The following is a 13,045-nucleotide window of genomic DNA, read 5'->3' as shown; positions in this document are numbered from 1 at the left end:
GGCGGGAGCACAGTCGCGGCGCGCGGGCGGGGCTCAGGCGACCGGCGCCGAGGCCGGCACGCGCGGGTGCTGGTGGTACTCCTCGGGCCGGAAGCGGGCCGTCGCGCGGCCGTAGGCGACGTGCGATCCGGGCCAGACCTGGGTCACCTTGCCGCTGGCGGTCGCGTACCAGCCGGGGCAGCCGGTGGTGAAGACCGTCCGCTGCAGCCGCGCCTGGACCTGCTCGTTGTAGCGCCGGTGGACGTCCTCGCGGACCTCGACCGCGGCCACGTCGGCGGCCCGCAGGTGCTCGACCGCCTGGCGGATGTAGGCCGCCTGCTTCTCGAGCAGGAAGATGATCGTGTTGGTCAGGCTGCCGGTGTTCGGCCCGTAGACCATGAACAGGTTCGGGAAGCCGGGCGTGGCCAGGCCCAGGTAGGCCTCGGGCCCGTCCGCCCACTGCTCGTGCAGGTCGCGGCCCTCGCGGCCGCGGATCCGCATCGGCGCCAGGTACTCGGTCGGGGTGAAGCCGGTCGACCAGACGATCACGTCGGCCGCGACCGCGGTCCCGTCGCTGGTCACCAGGCTCTCGGGCGTGACCCGCTCGACCCCGGCGGCGACCACCGAGACGTCGTCGCGGGCGATCGTCGGGTACCACTGGCTGGAGAGCAGCACCCGGTTGCAGCCGAGCGCGTAGTCGGGGGTGACCGCGGCGGCCTTCGCCGGATCGCCGACCTTGCGCCGGATCGAGCGCCGCAGGTGCGCCTCCCACAGCCGCCGGACCGGGTCGATCCAGCGGTAGATCAGCGGCACCCGGGCCTCGAACCACCACCACATCGCCAGGTGGTAGAGCTGCATCAGCAGCGGGATCCGGGTCAGCAGCACCTGCTCCAGCCGCGACGGGGTCCAGTCGTACTTGTTGACGATCCAGTTCGCCGAGCGCTGGACGACGGTCACGTGCGCGGCCTGATCGACGATCGCCGGCACGATCTGGACCGCGCTGGCGCCGCTGCCGACGACCGCCACCCGCTTGCCGCGCAGGTCGACCCCGTGGTCCCACTGGGCGGAGTGGAACTGGGCGCCGGCGAAGTCCTCGCGGCCGGGGACGTCGGGGATCTTCGGCCGGCTCAGCTGGCCGTTGGCGCAGGCGACGACGTCGAAGGTCTCGCGGCGGCCGTCGGCCAGGGTCAGCGTCCAGGTGCCGTTGGCGTCGTCGTGCTCGGCGGCCTCGACCGCGGTCCCGAAGCGGACGTGGTCGAGGATCCCGAAGCGGCGGGCGACGTCGTCGAGGTAGGCGCGGATCTCGGCCTGCGAGCCGAAGCGGCGCTTCCAGTCCTCGTTCAGCGCGTAGGAGAACTGGTAGATGATCGACGGCACGTCGCAGGCCGCGCCGGGGTAGGAGTTGGCCTGCCAGACGCCGCCGACGTGGTCGTGGCGCTCGAAGACGGTGAAGTCGGCAACGCCGTGGCGCTTCAGCTCGATCGCGGTCGCCAGGCCGCCGAAGCCGGCGCCGACGATCGCGACCCGCAGCGGGCGGACGGGCACGGAGGGGGTGGTGGCGGTCATCGGCGGACGGTCCTCGGGTCGCGGAGCGGATCCTGCCGCACCACCGTAGGCGCGCCGGCCGCCGGCGACCATGCGCGCGCCTGACGTAGTCTTGTGAATCGAGGACAGCGCGTGGACGCTCCGCCGAACCGACCCTCGTGGGACTACCGCCGCGGCACCGCCGGGGTGCGGCTGATCCTGGCCGTCGCCGCCGACCACGGCGTCACGGCGGAGGCGTGCCTGGCCGGCAGCGGCGTCGACCGCGCCGACCTCGACGACCCCGACCGGCTGATCGAGGCCGGGCAGGAGCTGGCGATCGCCCGCAACCTGCTGCGCTCGGTCGGCGACCGGCCGGGGCTCGGCGTCGAGGCCGGCCGCCGCTACACGGTCGGCGCGCTCGGGCTCTGGGGCTTCGCGCTGATGGCCAGCCCGACCGTCCGCGAGGCGCTGCGGCTGGGCGTCCGCTACGCCCAGCTCTCGTTCGCGTTCATCCAGGCTGACTTCGCCGAGGACCGCCGCGGTGGCCACGTGGTGCTGGGCGACGCCGAGATCCCCGCCGACGCCCGCGGCTTCTTCGTCGAGCGCGAGCTGACCAAGATCGTCTCGCTGGCGCCGGTCGCCTTCGGCCGCAGCATGCCGCTGCGGGTCGAGACGACCTTCACCGGCGCCCGCGCCCGCGCGCTGCACCGCGCGCTGCCCGAGGTCGAGCTGGTCGGCGGCGCCGCGGCCCACGTCCTCCACCTGCCGCCGGCGGTGCTCGACCAGCCGCTGCCGCAGGCCGACGCCGCCACCGTCCGCGCGCTCGAGCGCGACCTGACCGAGATGCTCGGCCGCCGCCACGAGCCGGGCACGACCGTCTCGCGGGTGCGGGCGATGCTGCTGACCTCGCGCGCGGCGACCGGCCTGCCGGCGATCGCCGCCCGGATGCACGTCCACCCGCGGACGCTGCGGCGGCGGCTGGCCGACGAGGGCACCACCTTCCGGGCGCTGCGCGACGAGGTCCACGAGACGCTGGCCCGCAACCTGCTGGTCGAGGCCGGGCTCTCGGTCCAGGAGGTCGCCGCCCACCTCGGCTACAACGACGCCGCCGCCTTCTCCCACGCCTTCAAGCGCTGGACGGGGACGACGCCGGGATCGCTGCGCGGCGCCTGACCTGCTTCGCTGTCGGCCATGAGCAGCGACGCCGGCGAGCAGTTCCTCGTCCTCTACCGCTACGTCGAGCAGATCGAGACCCTGCGGGGGCCGCACCGCCCCGCCCACCTGGAGCACCTGCGGGGGCTGGCCGAGCGCGGCCTGCTGCGGTTGGCCGGGGCGACCGGCAACCCGCCGACCGGGGCCGCGATCGTGCTCCGGGTCCGCGACCGCGAGGCCGCCGAGGCGCTGATCGCCGAGGACCCCTACGTGCGGGCCGGGCTGGTGCCGGAGTGGAGCGTCGAGCCGTGGAACGTGGTCGTCGACGCGGACGCCGGCGCGCCGTCAGCCTGAGGCCGGCGCCAGGTACAGCCGCAGGTCGCCGCCGTGCTCGCGGAGCCAGGCGGCGGGCTCGCGCCAGCCCGGCCGGTGCTGCTCCAGCAGCCGCCAGAAGGCCGGCCCGTGGTGGGCGTGGACCAGGTGGCAGGCCTCGTGCCAGACCACGTAGTCGAGGCAGGCGTCCGGCGCCAGCAGCAGCCGCCACGAGAGGCTGATCGTGCCGCTGCTGGAGCAGCTGCCCCAGCGGCTGCGGGTGTCGGTGATCCGCAGCCGCGCCACCCGCCGGTCGAGGACGGCCGCCGCGGTGGTCAGCAGCGGCTCGGCCCGCTCGCGGGCGCGGGCCCGGTACCAGGCCTCCAGCGCCCGGTCGCGACGAGCCGGGTCGGCCGGCGCCAGCAGCCGCTCGCCGTCGCGGTGGACCCGCGTGCGGCCCGGCTCGGGGACGACGGTCAGCGTCTCGTCGCCGAACGGCAGGCCGTCGGCGCGGCGGGCGGCGAAGGCCAGCCGGCGGGCATCCAGCTCGGCCAGCCGCGGGGCGATCCAGCCGGCCAGCTCGCGCAGCACGCGGTCGGCCTCGCGCGCCGGGGCGCGGGCCGGCAGCACCACCACCAGCCCGCGGTCGGGCTCGATCCGGACCGAGGCCCGGCGCGCCCGCCGTGAGCGGCGGACGGTGTGCGGCGGCAGCGGGGCCGCCGCCGCGTCGGCGCCGCTCAGCGGCCGCCCTCGGCGTTGCCGGCGTCGGCCTGGCCCTTGGCGGGCTCCTCCGGCGTCGCCTTGTCGATCGCGTCCTTCAGCTTCTCGGCGCCACCGCTGATCTTGTCGCGGTGCTTGCCGCCGGTCTTCTCGTCGGCGAGCTTCGCGGCCTTGTCGATCGCGCTCTCGATCTTCTCCTCGTTCTTGCCGGCGAAGTCCTTCGCCTGGCCGACGAGCTTCTTGAAGTCCACCATGCCGCGTCTCCTGAAATCGTCCGTTTGGACGCTGTCCACGTCCTCGGCGTGGACCCTACCGCGCCGCGCCGGCGCCCTCGCCCGCCGCGGCGAACGGCGACCGCTCCCAGGGGCGGTGGAGCCGCAGCGACGAGAGGATCGCCCGCGTCGAGGGACTGCGGTTCATCGTGATGAAGTGGATGCCCGGGGCGCCGTGGGCCAGCAGGTCGGCGCACTGGAGGGTCGCGTAGCTGACGCCGAGGTCCTTGATCGCGTCCGGATCGTCCTCGCGCAGGTCCAGCTCGCGCTCCAGCCCCTCGGGGATCCGGGCGCCGATCTTCTTGGCGAAGCCGCGGGCCTGGCCGATCGCGGTGATCGGCAGGATGCCCGGGATCACCGGGACGTCGACGCCCTCGGCCCGCAGCCGCTCGACGAACGCGTAGTAGTCGCGGTTGTCGAAGAAGATCTGGGTGATCAGGAAGCGGGCGCCGGCCGCGACCTTCGCCTTCGCCGTCTCGACGTCGTCGTCGGCGTGGCGGGCGTCGGGGTGCGGTTCGGGGTAGGCAGCGCCGCCGATCGTGAAGTCGAACTCGTCGGCGATCAGCCGGGTCAGCTCGGGCGAGGAGCCGAAGCCGCCGGGGATCGGCTCGAAGCGGCCCTCGCCCCCGGGCGGGTCGCCGCGCAGCGCCAGCACGTTGTCGATCCCGGCGTCGCGCATCTGGCCGAGGATCTCGCGGATCTCGTCCTTCGTCCCGCCGACGCAGGTGAAGTGCGCCATCGCCTCGAGCCCGTGCTGCTCGCGCAGGTTCTTGACCACGTTGATCGTGCGGTCGCGGCCGCTGCCGCCCGCGCCGTAGGTGACCGAGACGAACGACGGCCGCAGCTCGCGCAGCGTCTCCAGCGCCTCGTGCAGCCGCTCCTCGGCCTCGTCGGTCTTCGGCGGGAAGAACTCGAAGGAGAACGACGGCTCGTCCGCCGCGGCGATGATCTCGTCGATGCGCATCGTCGGCGAATGGTACGACCCCGCCGGCCGGCGGGGTCGTCCTCGGCCCGTCAGCCGGCGACGCGGCGGAAGCGGTCGGGCGTGCTGTCGACCTTCTCGACCCGCCCCTGGGCCACCAGGTGGTCGAGCAGGCAGAGCATCTCGGTCAGCAGCCAGCTGCCGTTCTGGGGCGTGATCGCCTCGCCGAAGGTGTGCGGCGCGACCTCGAACGCGGTCCGCGGCTCGCCGTCGCCGAGCGCCTCCTCGGTCCGCCGCAGCCGCTCGGCGACCAGCTCGCGGTTGGCCCGGATGTGGCCCTCGACGTCGGTGAAGGTGCGGCCGTGGCCCGACAGCACCAGCCGCGCGTCGAGCTGCTCGATCTTGTCGAGCGAGGTCAGGAAGTCGCCGACCGGATCGGGCCGGTAGCCGTAGTCGAAGTAGAGCGAGATCCGGCCCAGCAGGTGGTCGCCGGAGATCAGCATCCGCCGCTCGGCGTTGAACAGGCAGACGTGGGACGGGGCGTGGCCGGGCGTCTCGATCGTCGTGAACGGGCCCAGGTCGGTGGTCACCACGACCCCGTCGCGCAGCTCGTGGTCGACCTTCAGCGCCCCGGCGATCCCGAGGTCGTCGCTGCGGCGGGCGGCGCTCAGCGCGCGGACCGGCTCCTCGGGCACGCCCGACTGCAGCGCCACCTCGACCCGCCGCTGCCAGTAGGCGTCGGGATCGGCCAGCCACTTGGTCAGGTGGCCGTGGTCGGGGTGGCACCAGACGTCGGCGCCCGACCGCAGCACGATCGGCGTCGTCTGCCCGCAGTGGTCGACGTGGGCGTGGGTGATCACCACGTGGCGGACCAGCTCCGGCCGCAGGTGGACCATGTCCATCGCCCGCTCCAGGTGCGCCATCGAGCCCGGTTGGTGCATCCCGGTGTCGAACAGCACGACCCCGTCGCCGGCCGCGACCACCCAGGCGTTGCAGTGCGGCACGCCCGGCCAGGGCAGCGGCAGCCGCAGCCGCCAGACCCCCGGGATCACGCGCTCCCCGCGCCCCAGCTCCTTGGCCGCCCGACCGCTGCTCATCGGGGGAGGTCGGAGGTCGCGGCACGGTCCATGGCACCGGTGACGTTAGTCGACGCGCCAGCGCTTCCCACGGCCGCGCGGGCCGGCGGCGCCCCGCGCGCGCGTAGACTCGTCGCTGCCGCGGCGAGCGTCGCGGCCGCCCGCCATGGCCCGCAAGCGCAAGGACACCCCGCCGAAGCTGCCGACCGTCCACCAGCGCAGCGACGACGGCCGCCACGTCCTCGAGCTGCGCTGCGCGATGACGGCCCGCACGCGGACGCTCTACGCCGAGACCTTCGGCGGCGGCACCGGCCAGGCGTCGAGCACGCGCGAGGACGCCTGGCACCGGGCGGTCGAGTTCCTCTTCGAGCGGCTGGTCGTCGGCTGGACGATCGACGACGTCCCGACGACCGGCCAGAAGCAACTCCTGATGCGGTTCCGGGTGGCGTCGCCGGAGGAGCGGGCCTGGGTCCGCACCGCCCTCCGCGCCCACCTGGCCGACTGGTTCCCCGAGATGCAGGCGCCATGACCGACGACACGCACGACTTCGTCGACCTCGACGAGGAGCAGGACGACGGCCCCTGGGACGAGCGAGCCGCCGACCAGGCCGAGGTCGCGGCCGAGCTGGACGCCGCCCGCTTCGCCGACCTGCTCGTCGGCTACTGCCTGGAGAGCGAGCCCGGCGACCAGGTGCTCGTCCGCTCGACCGACCTCGCCGCACCGCTGCTGATCGAGCTCCAGCGGGCGCTGCTGGAGCAGGAGGCGTGGCCGCTGCTGCGGGTCGAGCTGCCGGGCCAGGTGGCCGCGTTCTACGAGCACGCCCGCGACCGCCACCTGGACGGGATCGCCCCGCTGCAGCTGGAGGAGGCCCGCCAGGCCGACGCCTCGCTCTCGGTCCAGGCGCCCGAGGACACCCGCGCGCTGGCGGAGATCGACCCCGACCGGCTGGCCCGCGCCGCCCGTGGCCGTCACGAGGCCCGCGAGCTGACGCTGTCGCGGCGCTGGGCGACGACCCTCTGGCCGACCCGCGCGCTGGCCGACCAGGCGGGGATGGGGCTCGGCGAGCTGGCCGCCTTCGTGCGCCGCGCGACCTTCCTCGACCACCGCGAGCCGATCCGCGCCTGGACCGGGCTGCGGCAGTTCCAGGCGCGGCTGGTCGAGCGGCTGGAGGAGGTCGAGGAGCTGCGGATCGAGGCTCCCGGCACCGACCTGACGCTGCACGTCGCCGGCCGCACCTGGGTCAACAGCGACGGCCGCCGCAACATGCCCTCGGGCGAGGTCTTCACCGGCCCCCACGAGGCCAGCGCCAGCGGCCGGATCCGCTACACCGTGCCCTCCTCCCCCGCCGGCGTCGAGGTGACCGGCGTCGAGCTGGTCTTCGAGGACGGCGAGGTGGTCGACTTCCAGGCCGACCAGGGCGAGGACTACCTCGGCCGCGCGCTGCGGACCGACGAGGGCGCCCGCCGGCTGGGCGAGGTCGGGATCGGCACCAACTTCGGGATCGACCGCGCGATCGGCGTGATCCTCTTCGACGAGAAGATCGGCGGCACCGTCCACACCGCGCTCGGCCGCTCCTACCCGGAGACCGGCGGGGCCAACGTCTCCGCCCTCCACTGGGACCTGATCTGCGACCTCCGCCAGGGCGGCCGGCTGTGGGCCGACGGCGAGGTCCTGCAGGAGGACGGCCGCTTCGTCGGCCTCTAGATGGGTGATTCCGCGCTCTCGCGGCGCGATGCACGTCCCGGACGGCGCGGATCCGCCACCGGGCACCTCGGTCAGGCCACCAGCCTGGCTCTCGGCACCCGACGGCGCCCCGCATCCGCCCCGAACGCACCCCGCATCCACGATTTCGCGGAATCACCCATCAAGCCTGATCGGCGCCGCTGCGGCCGACGACCGCCGTCACCACCCGCACCGGCGTGCTGCCGACGGTCCACAGCCGGTGCGGCCGGCCGGCGTCGAAGACCAGCGCGTCGCCGGGGTCCAGCTCGTGGACCTCGTCGCCGATCGCGATCGCCAGCCGGCCCTCGATCACCACCAGGTACTCGCGGCCGCGGTGGCGCATCAGCGTGTCCTCACGGCACGAGGTCCCGCCGACCTCGTAGGTCATCTCCAGGAACTCGACCTCCGGGTCCTCGCCGGCGGTCAGCCGCTCCCACGAGACGCCGGTGGCGAGCGAGATCGCCGGCCGGTCGGCGGCCCGCAGGACGGGGCCCGACGAGGGCGGCCGCTCGCGCGCGGCGCCGTCGCGCTGGGCGCGGGGGACGCTGACGCGGGCCGGGGCGGGCGCGGTCAGCTCGCCGGCCAGCAGCCCGTCGAGCGAGACCCCGAGCGCACGGGCGATCGCGTAGAGGCTGGCGACCGAGGGGCTGGCCCGCTCGCGCTCGATCTGCGAGATCAGGCTCGGCGAGACGCCGGCGGCCTGGGCGAGGGCGCGGGCGCTGAGGCCGGCGGCCTCGCGACGGGCCCGCAGCGACGGGCCGAGCCCGGGCGGGACCGAGCCGGCGGGCGGGCGCTCAGGCGACACGGCCACGCTCCGTCGTGACCGCAGCTGAACGGTCGATCACAGCGTTGCTGAACATCGGGCGCTCAGAGCAGGCCCAGCTCGCCGAGCTTCGAGACCGCCTCGACCCGGTTGCGGGCGCCGAGCTTGCGGAGCGCGCTCTGCAGGTAGGACTTGACCGTGGTCGGGGCCAGGAAGACGACCTCGGCGATCTCGGCGTTGCTCTCGCCCTTCGCCGCCCGCCGCAGGATCTCGTGCTCGCGCGGGGTCAGGGCCGGGCCACGCAGCTTCGACGCCGCCCGCCGCAGCGCCTCGTCGAGCCCGTGGCCGTTGACGACCTCGCCGGCGACGACCCGCGCCAGCACCTCGGAGAGCCGCTCGGCGCTGGCGTCCTTGCCGAGGCAGCCGTCGACGCCGAGCAGCCGGGCGTCGTCGCGTAGGGTCGGCGTCACCTGCTCGGCGAAGAGCACGATCCGGGTTCCCGGGGCGACCGCCCGCAGCCGCCGGACGGCGTCGGAGAGCAGCATGTCGGGCAGCCACGGATCGAGCAGCACCAGGTCCGGGCGGATCCGGCGGGCGGCGTCGATCCCGTCCTGCCCGCACTGCGCGGCGCCGGCGATCCGCAGCCGCTCGTCGGCCCCGACCAGCAGGCTCAGGCCGAGGTGGACGACCGGGTGGGCGTCGACCACGAGCACCGTCACGGGGCGGGCGCGGCGACGCGAACGGGGCGCCACCGCGACCGGGGCGCTCGTGCTGACCAGTTCCAACATCACTCCTCCTCCTCTGTTCAGTGTGACTGTACATCCCTGGTCACGCGACAGCAATGCTGATGTTGGGGCCGTGCCCGATCGGAGGTTGTGCGACTCCGAGGCAGCGACGAGAATCAGCGCCGTGTCCGTCCCGCTCCCCGTCCGACCCGCCCGCGGCCGCCTCCGGCCGATCTCGTAGGGTCCCGGCGATGGGTCAGCGGACGAGCGCCCCCACCCCCGCCGGCGGCGACGCCGGGCTGACCGAGCAGGTCGGCGCCCGCCTGCGCGAGCGGCGGGTCGCGAAGGGCCTCTCTGCGCGTCAGCTGGCCGAGGCGATCGGCGTCTCGCCGAGCATGGTCTCGATGATCGAGAACGGCCGCACCAACCCCTCGGTCGGGACGCTGCTGGCGATCGTCGGGGTCCTCGACACCTCGCTCGACGCGCTCTTCTCCCCGACCGCGGCGGCGGCCGACGACGAGCAGCGCGCCGAACAGCAGCCGCCGCGCCCGGCCGGCGGCGAGGGCCCGGTGCTGCGGGCGGCCGACCGGCCGACGATCGAGCTGGCCAGTGGCGTCCACTGGGAGCGGCTGACCCCGACCGAGGAGGGCGGCGTCAGCTTCATGCACGTCCGCTACGACGTCGGCGGGGCCTCGTGCCTGGAGGACGCGCTCCAGCGCCACAGCGGCCGCGACTACGTGGTCCTGATCGAGGGCCGGCTCGGGGTCCGGGTCGGCTTCGAGAGCTACGAGCTGGAGGCGGGCGACTCGATCGTCTTCGACGCCACCACCCCGCACCGGCTGTGGACGATCGGCGACCAGCCGGCGATCGCGATCGTGGTCGTGATCGGCCGCAGCGGCGACCCGTCGCCGCCGCGGACCTGAGCGGTCCGGCCCCGAAATACCTCCGTTCGGAGGCTGCCGCCGCCCGGCCGAGCGGCGAAGCTGGAGGTCCGTCCAACGGAGAGGAACCCATGTCCGCATCCCCGTCCGACCGCTTCGCCGGCAAGGTCGTGATGATCGTCGGCGCCGCCCGCGGCGTCGGCCTGGCCACCGCCCAGGCCTTCGCGCGCGAGGGCGCGACGCTGGCCCTGGCCGACATCGACCCCGCGATCGAGTCGGTCGCGACCGCGCTCGACGGCGTCGGCGACGACCGCGTGCTGGCCCGCCGGGTCGACGTGACCGACGGCGAGCAGTGCCGCGGGCTGGCCGCGGCGACGGTCGAGCGGTTCGGCCGGATCGACGTGCTGGCGGTCGTCTCCGGCGTGCTCCAGAAGACGGCCCGGATCTCCGACCTGCCGATCGAGGAGTTCGACCGCGTGCTGGCGGTCAACACCAAGGGCCCGCTGCTGATGGCCCAGGCGGTGCTGCCGCAGATGCGCGAGCAGGGCGGGGGCCGGATCGTCAACGTCGCGTCGTGGTTCGCCTACAACGGCCACGCCTACTTCGGCGGCTACTGCGCCTCGAAGTTCGCGCTACGGGCGATCACCCAGGCGATCGCCGAGGAGGAGGCCGAGCACGGGATCACCGCCAACTGCGTCTCGCCCGGCAACGTCGACACCGAGATGCACCGGCGCGCGCTGCGCGAGGAGGCCGAGAGCCGCGGGATCACGGCCGAGGAGATGAAGGCGATCGAGTGGGCGAAGATCCCGCTCGGCCACGCCTGCCCGCCCGAGGACATCGCCGACGCGATCGTCTTCCTCGGCTCCGACCAGTCGCGCTACATGACCGGCGCCTCGCTCGACGTCAACGGCGGCGTGCTGCTGCGCTGAACCGGCGTCATCCCACCCCCGCCCCCACGAACTGGCGTCGTTCCGCCCCGGATAGCGGGGCGGATTGACGCCACTTCGGGAGGGGAGGGATGGATTGACGCCACTTCTAGTGGAAGACCATCCCGCCGTCGACGTTGATCGACTGGCCGGTCAGGTAGTCCGAGTCGGTCGAGGCGAGGAACAGCGCCACCCCGGTCAGGTCGTCCGGGGTCGAGAGCCGGCCGAGCAGGATCCCGGCGCCGAAGCCCTCCAGCGCCTCGCCCTTCTGCTGGGTCTCGCCGATCGCGATGAACTCGTCGTCGAGCTGCTCCCACAGCTCGGTGGTGACGACGCCGGGGCAGAACGCGTTGACCGTGATCCCGTCGCCGCCGAGCGCGTTGGCCGCCGCCTGGGTCAGCCCGACGACCGCGAACTTGCTGGCCGAGTAGGCCGCGAAGAGCGGGAAGCCGCTCTTGCCGGCGATCGAGGCGGTGTTGACGATCTTGCCACCGCCGCCCTGGCGCCGGAACTGCTCGGCGCCCTCCTGGGTCCCGATCAGCACCCCGCGCGCGTTGACGGCCATGATCCGGTCGAAGTCCTCCTCGGTCGTGTCGAGGAAGCGGACCGTCTTCGAGATCCCGGCGTTGTTGAACAGCACGTCGAGCCGGCCGTAGCGCTCGACGGTGGCCGCGATCGCCGCCCGGAAGCTGGCCCGGTCGGTGACGTCGACCGCCACCCCGTGGGCCTCGCCACCGGCGGCGACCAGCGCCTCGGCGGCGGCCGTCGCGCTCGCCTGGTCGATGTCGGCGATCACGACGCCCGCGCCCTCGCCCGCCAGCCGGGCGGCGATCGCGCGGCCGATCCCGCGCCCGGCACCGGTGATCAGGACGGTCTTGCCGTCGAGCTTCCCCATCGTCTGCTCCTCGTTCGGGTTCCGGGGGCCGCTCACCGCGGCGCCACCAGGATCTTCGTCTGGTCGCCCGCCGGGTCGGTCAGGACGTCGAAGCCGCCGCTGACGACCGCGTCGAGCCCGACCCGGTCGCTGACCACCCGCTCGACCGGGAACCGGCCGCTGGCGATCTGGGCCATGATCCGCGGCCACTCGTGGACGTCGTAGGCCCAGACGCCGACGAGCGAGATCTCGCGCTCGGCCAGCCGCATCGGGTCGATCGCCGAGAGCCCGACGTGGAGCCCGACCTGGGCCACGGTGCCGCGGGTGCGGACGGCGCCGATCGCCGTCTGCAGCCCCGCCTCGCTGCCCGAGCACTCGAGCGCCACGTCGACGCCGAGCCCGCCGGTCGCCTCCTGCAGCCGCTCGACCACGTCCTCGGACGTCGGGTCGATGATCGCGGCCGCGCCCAGGTTCTCGGCCCGCGCGCGGCGGCGGGCGTTCGGCTCCGACAGGTAGACCTCGCCGGCGCCGGCGGCCTGGGCGGCCAGCACGCTGAGCGCGCCGATCGGCCCGCCGCCGGTCACCAGCACCCGGTCGCCGGGGGCGACGCCGCCGCGCTGGGCGCCGTAGGCGGCGACGGCGGCCGGCTCGATCAGCGCGCCCTGCTCGTAGGAGACGCCGTCCGGCAGCCGCCACGCCTGGTAGCGCTCGACCACGCCGCGGGTGGCGAAGCCGCCCCACTCGTGGCTGAGGCCGAAGCAGGCCATCCGCGTGCAGAGGTGGTTCATCCCGCGGACGCAGAAGGCGCACGAGCCGCAGTAGGCCAGCGGCATCACCGAGATCCGGTCGCCGGGGCGCAGGTCGTCGACCGCGCTGCCGACGGCGAGCACGTCGCCGGCCAGCTCGTGGCCCATGATCTGCGGCAGCTGCGACCCGTTCAGCGGGTGCGGCGCGGCGGGCGTCACGATCGGCCCGGCCACGTACTCGTGCAGGTCGGTGCCGCAGATCCCGCACCACTGCGGCTCGATCAGGACCTGGGTCGGGGCCAGGTCGCCGTTCGGCTCGGGGACCTCCTCGACCCGGATGTCGCGGACTCCGTGGAAACGCGCTGCGCGCATGCTCACCTCTCCGTCGCCGCGTTCGGCGACCGCTCGTCGTGATCGAAGGATGCTCCCCCGCGCGGGGAACCCGGGCGGA

The 13,045-nt window shown here is 74.4% G+C and carries 15 protein-coding genes; 6 read left to right on the top strand and 9 right to left on the bottom strand.

All coding sequences use genetic code 11. The features are described 5' to 3' along the window. Positions 1 to 33: 33 nt before the first annotated feature. Positions 34 to 1,545, bottom strand: a complete 1,512-nt coding sequence (locus SH587_RS03250) for a flavin-containing monooxygenase (RefSeq protein WP_320669125.1) — start codon at positions 1,543 to 1,545, stop codon at positions 34 to 36. A gap of 111 nt (positions 1,546 to 1,656) precedes the next feature. On the opposite strand from SH587_RS03250, the gene SH587_RS03245 reads away from it, so the two are divergent. Then, positions 1,657 to 2,676: an AraC family transcriptional regulator gene (locus tag SH587_RS03245; protein ID WP_320669124.1), complete on the top strand. Its 1,020-nt coding sequence runs from the start codon at positions 1,657 to 1,659 to the stop codon at positions 2,674 to 2,676. A gap of 18 nt (positions 2,677 to 2,694) precedes the next feature. Continuing rightward, positions 2,695 to 3,009: a YciI family protein gene (locus SH587_RS03240; protein ID WP_320669123.1), complete on the top strand. Its 315-nt coding sequence runs from the start codon at positions 2,695 to 2,697 to the stop codon at positions 3,007 to 3,009. Here SH587_RS03240 and SH587_RS03235 read toward each other — a convergent pair. The 4 genes from SH587_RS03235 to SH587_RS03220 are packed head-to-tail and all read right to left on the bottom strand — an operon-like array spanning position 3,001 to position 5,978. Continuing rightward, positions 3,001 to 3,678: a M48 family metallopeptidase gene (locus SH587_RS03235; RefSeq protein WP_320669284.1), complete on the bottom strand. Its 678-nt coding sequence runs from the start codon at positions 3,676 to 3,678 to the stop codon at positions 3,001 to 3,003. The genes SH587_RS03240 and SH587_RS03235 overlap by 9 nt on opposite strands. A 26-nt stretch (positions 3,679 to 3,704) precedes the next feature. Further along, positions 3,705 to 3,941, bottom strand: coding sequence for an antitoxin (locus SH587_RS03230; RefSeq protein ID WP_320669122.1), 237 nt, complete (start codon positions 3,939 to 3,941; stop codon positions 3,705 to 3,707). Between the two features lie 55 nt (positions 3,942 to 3,996). Then, a complete protein-coding gene (metF, locus tag SH587_RS03225) occupies positions 3,997 to 4,923 on the bottom strand; it encodes a methylenetetrahydrofolate reductase [NAD(P)H] (RefSeq protein WP_320669121.1) in 927 nt (308 codons plus the stop codon). A 50-nt stretch (positions 4,924 to 4,973) separates the two neighbouring features. Then, positions 4,974 to 5,978, bottom strand: coding sequence for an MBL fold metallo-hydrolase (locus tag SH587_RS03220; protein ID WP_320669120.1), 1,005 nt, complete (start codon positions 5,976 to 5,978; stop codon positions 4,974 to 4,976). Between the two features lie 145 nt (positions 5,979 to 6,123). Between SH587_RS03220 and SH587_RS03215 the strand changes: the two genes are divergently transcribed. Both SH587_RS03215 and SH587_RS03210 read left to right on the top strand, forming a co-directional pair. Next, positions 6,124 to 6,486: a hypothetical protein gene (locus SH587_RS03215; protein WP_320669119.1), complete on the top strand. Its 363-nt coding sequence runs from the start codon at positions 6,124 to 6,126 to the stop codon at positions 6,484 to 6,486. Further along, a complete protein-coding gene (locus SH587_RS03210) occupies positions 6,483 to 7,661 on the top strand; it encodes an aminopeptidase (RefSeq protein ID WP_320669118.1) in 1,179 nt (392 codons plus the stop codon). The genes SH587_RS03215 and SH587_RS03210 overlap by 4 nt, the downstream gene beginning before the upstream one ends. A 160-nt stretch (positions 7,662 to 7,821) precedes the next feature. Here the strand turns inward: SH587_RS03210 and SH587_RS03205 are convergent, their stop codons facing one another. Next, on the bottom strand, positions 7,822 to 8,484 hold the full coding sequence (locus tag SH587_RS03205; RefSeq protein ID WP_320669117.1) for a helix-turn-helix domain-containing protein: 663 nt from the start codon (positions 8,482 to 8,484) through the stop codon (positions 7,822 to 7,824). A 62-nt stretch (positions 8,485 to 8,546) separates the two neighbouring features. Beyond that, the gene (locus SH587_RS03200; protein ID WP_320669116.1) at positions 8,547 to 9,230 is read right to left on the bottom strand and encodes a LuxR C-terminal-related transcriptional regulator; all 684 of its coding nucleotides are present in this window, start codon (positions 9,228 to 9,230) and stop codon (positions 8,547 to 8,549) included. A 188-nt stretch (positions 9,231 to 9,418) separates the two neighbouring features. On the opposite strand from SH587_RS03200, the gene SH587_RS03195 reads away from it, so the two are divergent. Both SH587_RS03195 and SH587_RS03190 read left to right on the top strand, forming a co-directional pair. Beyond that, positions 9,419 to 10,090 carry a helix-turn-helix domain-containing protein gene (locus SH587_RS03195; protein ID WP_320669115.1) on the top strand — a complete coding sequence of 224 codons (672 nt, stop codon included), beginning with the start codon at positions 9,419 to 9,421 and terminating at the stop codon, positions 10,088 to 10,090. A gap of 89 nt (positions 10,091 to 10,179) precedes the next feature. Next, complete coding sequence (locus tag SH587_RS03190; RefSeq protein ID WP_320669114.1) at positions 10,180 to 10,977, top strand: SDR family NAD(P)-dependent oxidoreductase; 798 nt, start codon at positions 10,180 to 10,182, stop codon at positions 10,975 to 10,977. A gap of 106 nt (positions 10,978 to 11,083) precedes the next feature. Here SH587_RS03190 and SH587_RS03185 read toward each other — a convergent pair whose 3' ends face one another. Next, positions 11,084 to 11,869 carry a glucose 1-dehydrogenase gene (locus SH587_RS03185; RefSeq protein ID WP_375341725.1) on the bottom strand — a complete coding sequence of 262 codons (786 nt, stop codon included), beginning with the start codon at positions 11,867 to 11,869 and terminating at the stop codon, positions 11,084 to 11,086. Between the two features lie 32 nt (positions 11,870 to 11,901). Beyond that, positions 11,902 to 12,966 (bottom strand): 2,3-butanediol dehydrogenase, encoded by a 1,065-nt coding sequence (locus SH587_RS03180; protein ID WP_320669112.1) that lies wholly within the window; start codon positions 12,964 to 12,966, stop codon positions 11,902 to 11,904. Positions 12,967 to 13,045 lie beyond the last annotated feature (79 nt).

This window comes from Patulibacter defluvii (assembly GCF_034096925.1).
In the GTDB taxonomy this organism is placed as follows: domain Bacteria; phylum Actinomycetota; class Thermoleophilia; order Solirubrobacterales; family Solirubrobacteraceae; genus Patulibacter; species Patulibacter defluvii.
This window is presented reverse-complemented; position numbering and strand designations above follow the sequence as displayed.

Bases quoted from the DNA above. Each gene is read 5' to 3' on its own strand.
- SH587_RS03190 (WP_320669114.1), top strand. From the start codon at position 10,180: ATGTCCGCATCCCCGTCCGACCGCTTCGCCGGCAAGGTCGTGATGATC.
- SH587_RS03215 (WP_320669119.1), top strand. From the start codon at position 6,124: ATGGCCCGCAAGCGCAAGGACACCCCGCCGAAGCTGCCGACCGTCCAC.
- SH587_RS03195 (WP_320669115.1), top strand. From the start codon at position 9,419: ATGGGTCAGCGGACGAGCGCCCCCACCCCCGCCGGCGGCGACGCCGGG.
- SH587_RS03185 (WP_375341725.1), bottom strand. From the start codon at position 11,869: ATGGGGAAGCTCGACGGCAAGACCGTCCTGATCACCGGTGCCGGGCGC.
- SH587_RS03240 (WP_320669123.1), top strand. From the start codon at position 2,695: ATGAGCAGCGACGCCGGCGAGCAGTTCCTCGTCCTCTACCGCTACGTC.
- metF (WP_320669121.1), bottom strand. From the start codon at position 4,923: ATGCGCATCGACGAGATCATCGCCGCGGCGGACGAGCCGTCGTTCTCC.
- SH587_RS03220 (WP_320669120.1), bottom strand. From the start codon at position 5,978: ATGAGCAGCGGTCGGGCGGCCAAGGAGCTGGGGCGCGGGGAGCGCGTG.
- SH587_RS03210 (WP_320669118.1), top strand. From the start codon at position 6,483: ATGACCGACGACACGCACGACTTCGTCGACCTCGACGAGGAGCAGGAC.
- SH587_RS03230 (WP_320669122.1), bottom strand. From the start codon at position 3,941: ATGGTGGACTTCAAGAAGCTCGTCGGCCAGGCGAAGGACTTCGCCGGC.
- SH587_RS03250 (WP_320669125.1), bottom strand. From the start codon at position 1,545: ATGACCGCCACCACCCCCTCCGTGCCCGTCCGCCCGCTGCGGGTCGCG.
- SH587_RS03180 (WP_320669112.1), bottom strand. From the start codon at position 12,966: ATGCGCGCAGCGCGTTTCCACGGAGTCCGCGACATCCGGGTCGAGGAG.
- SH587_RS03200 (WP_320669116.1), bottom strand. From the start codon at position 9,230: ATGTTGGAACTGGTCAGCACGAGCGCCCCGGTCGCGGTGGCGCCCCGT.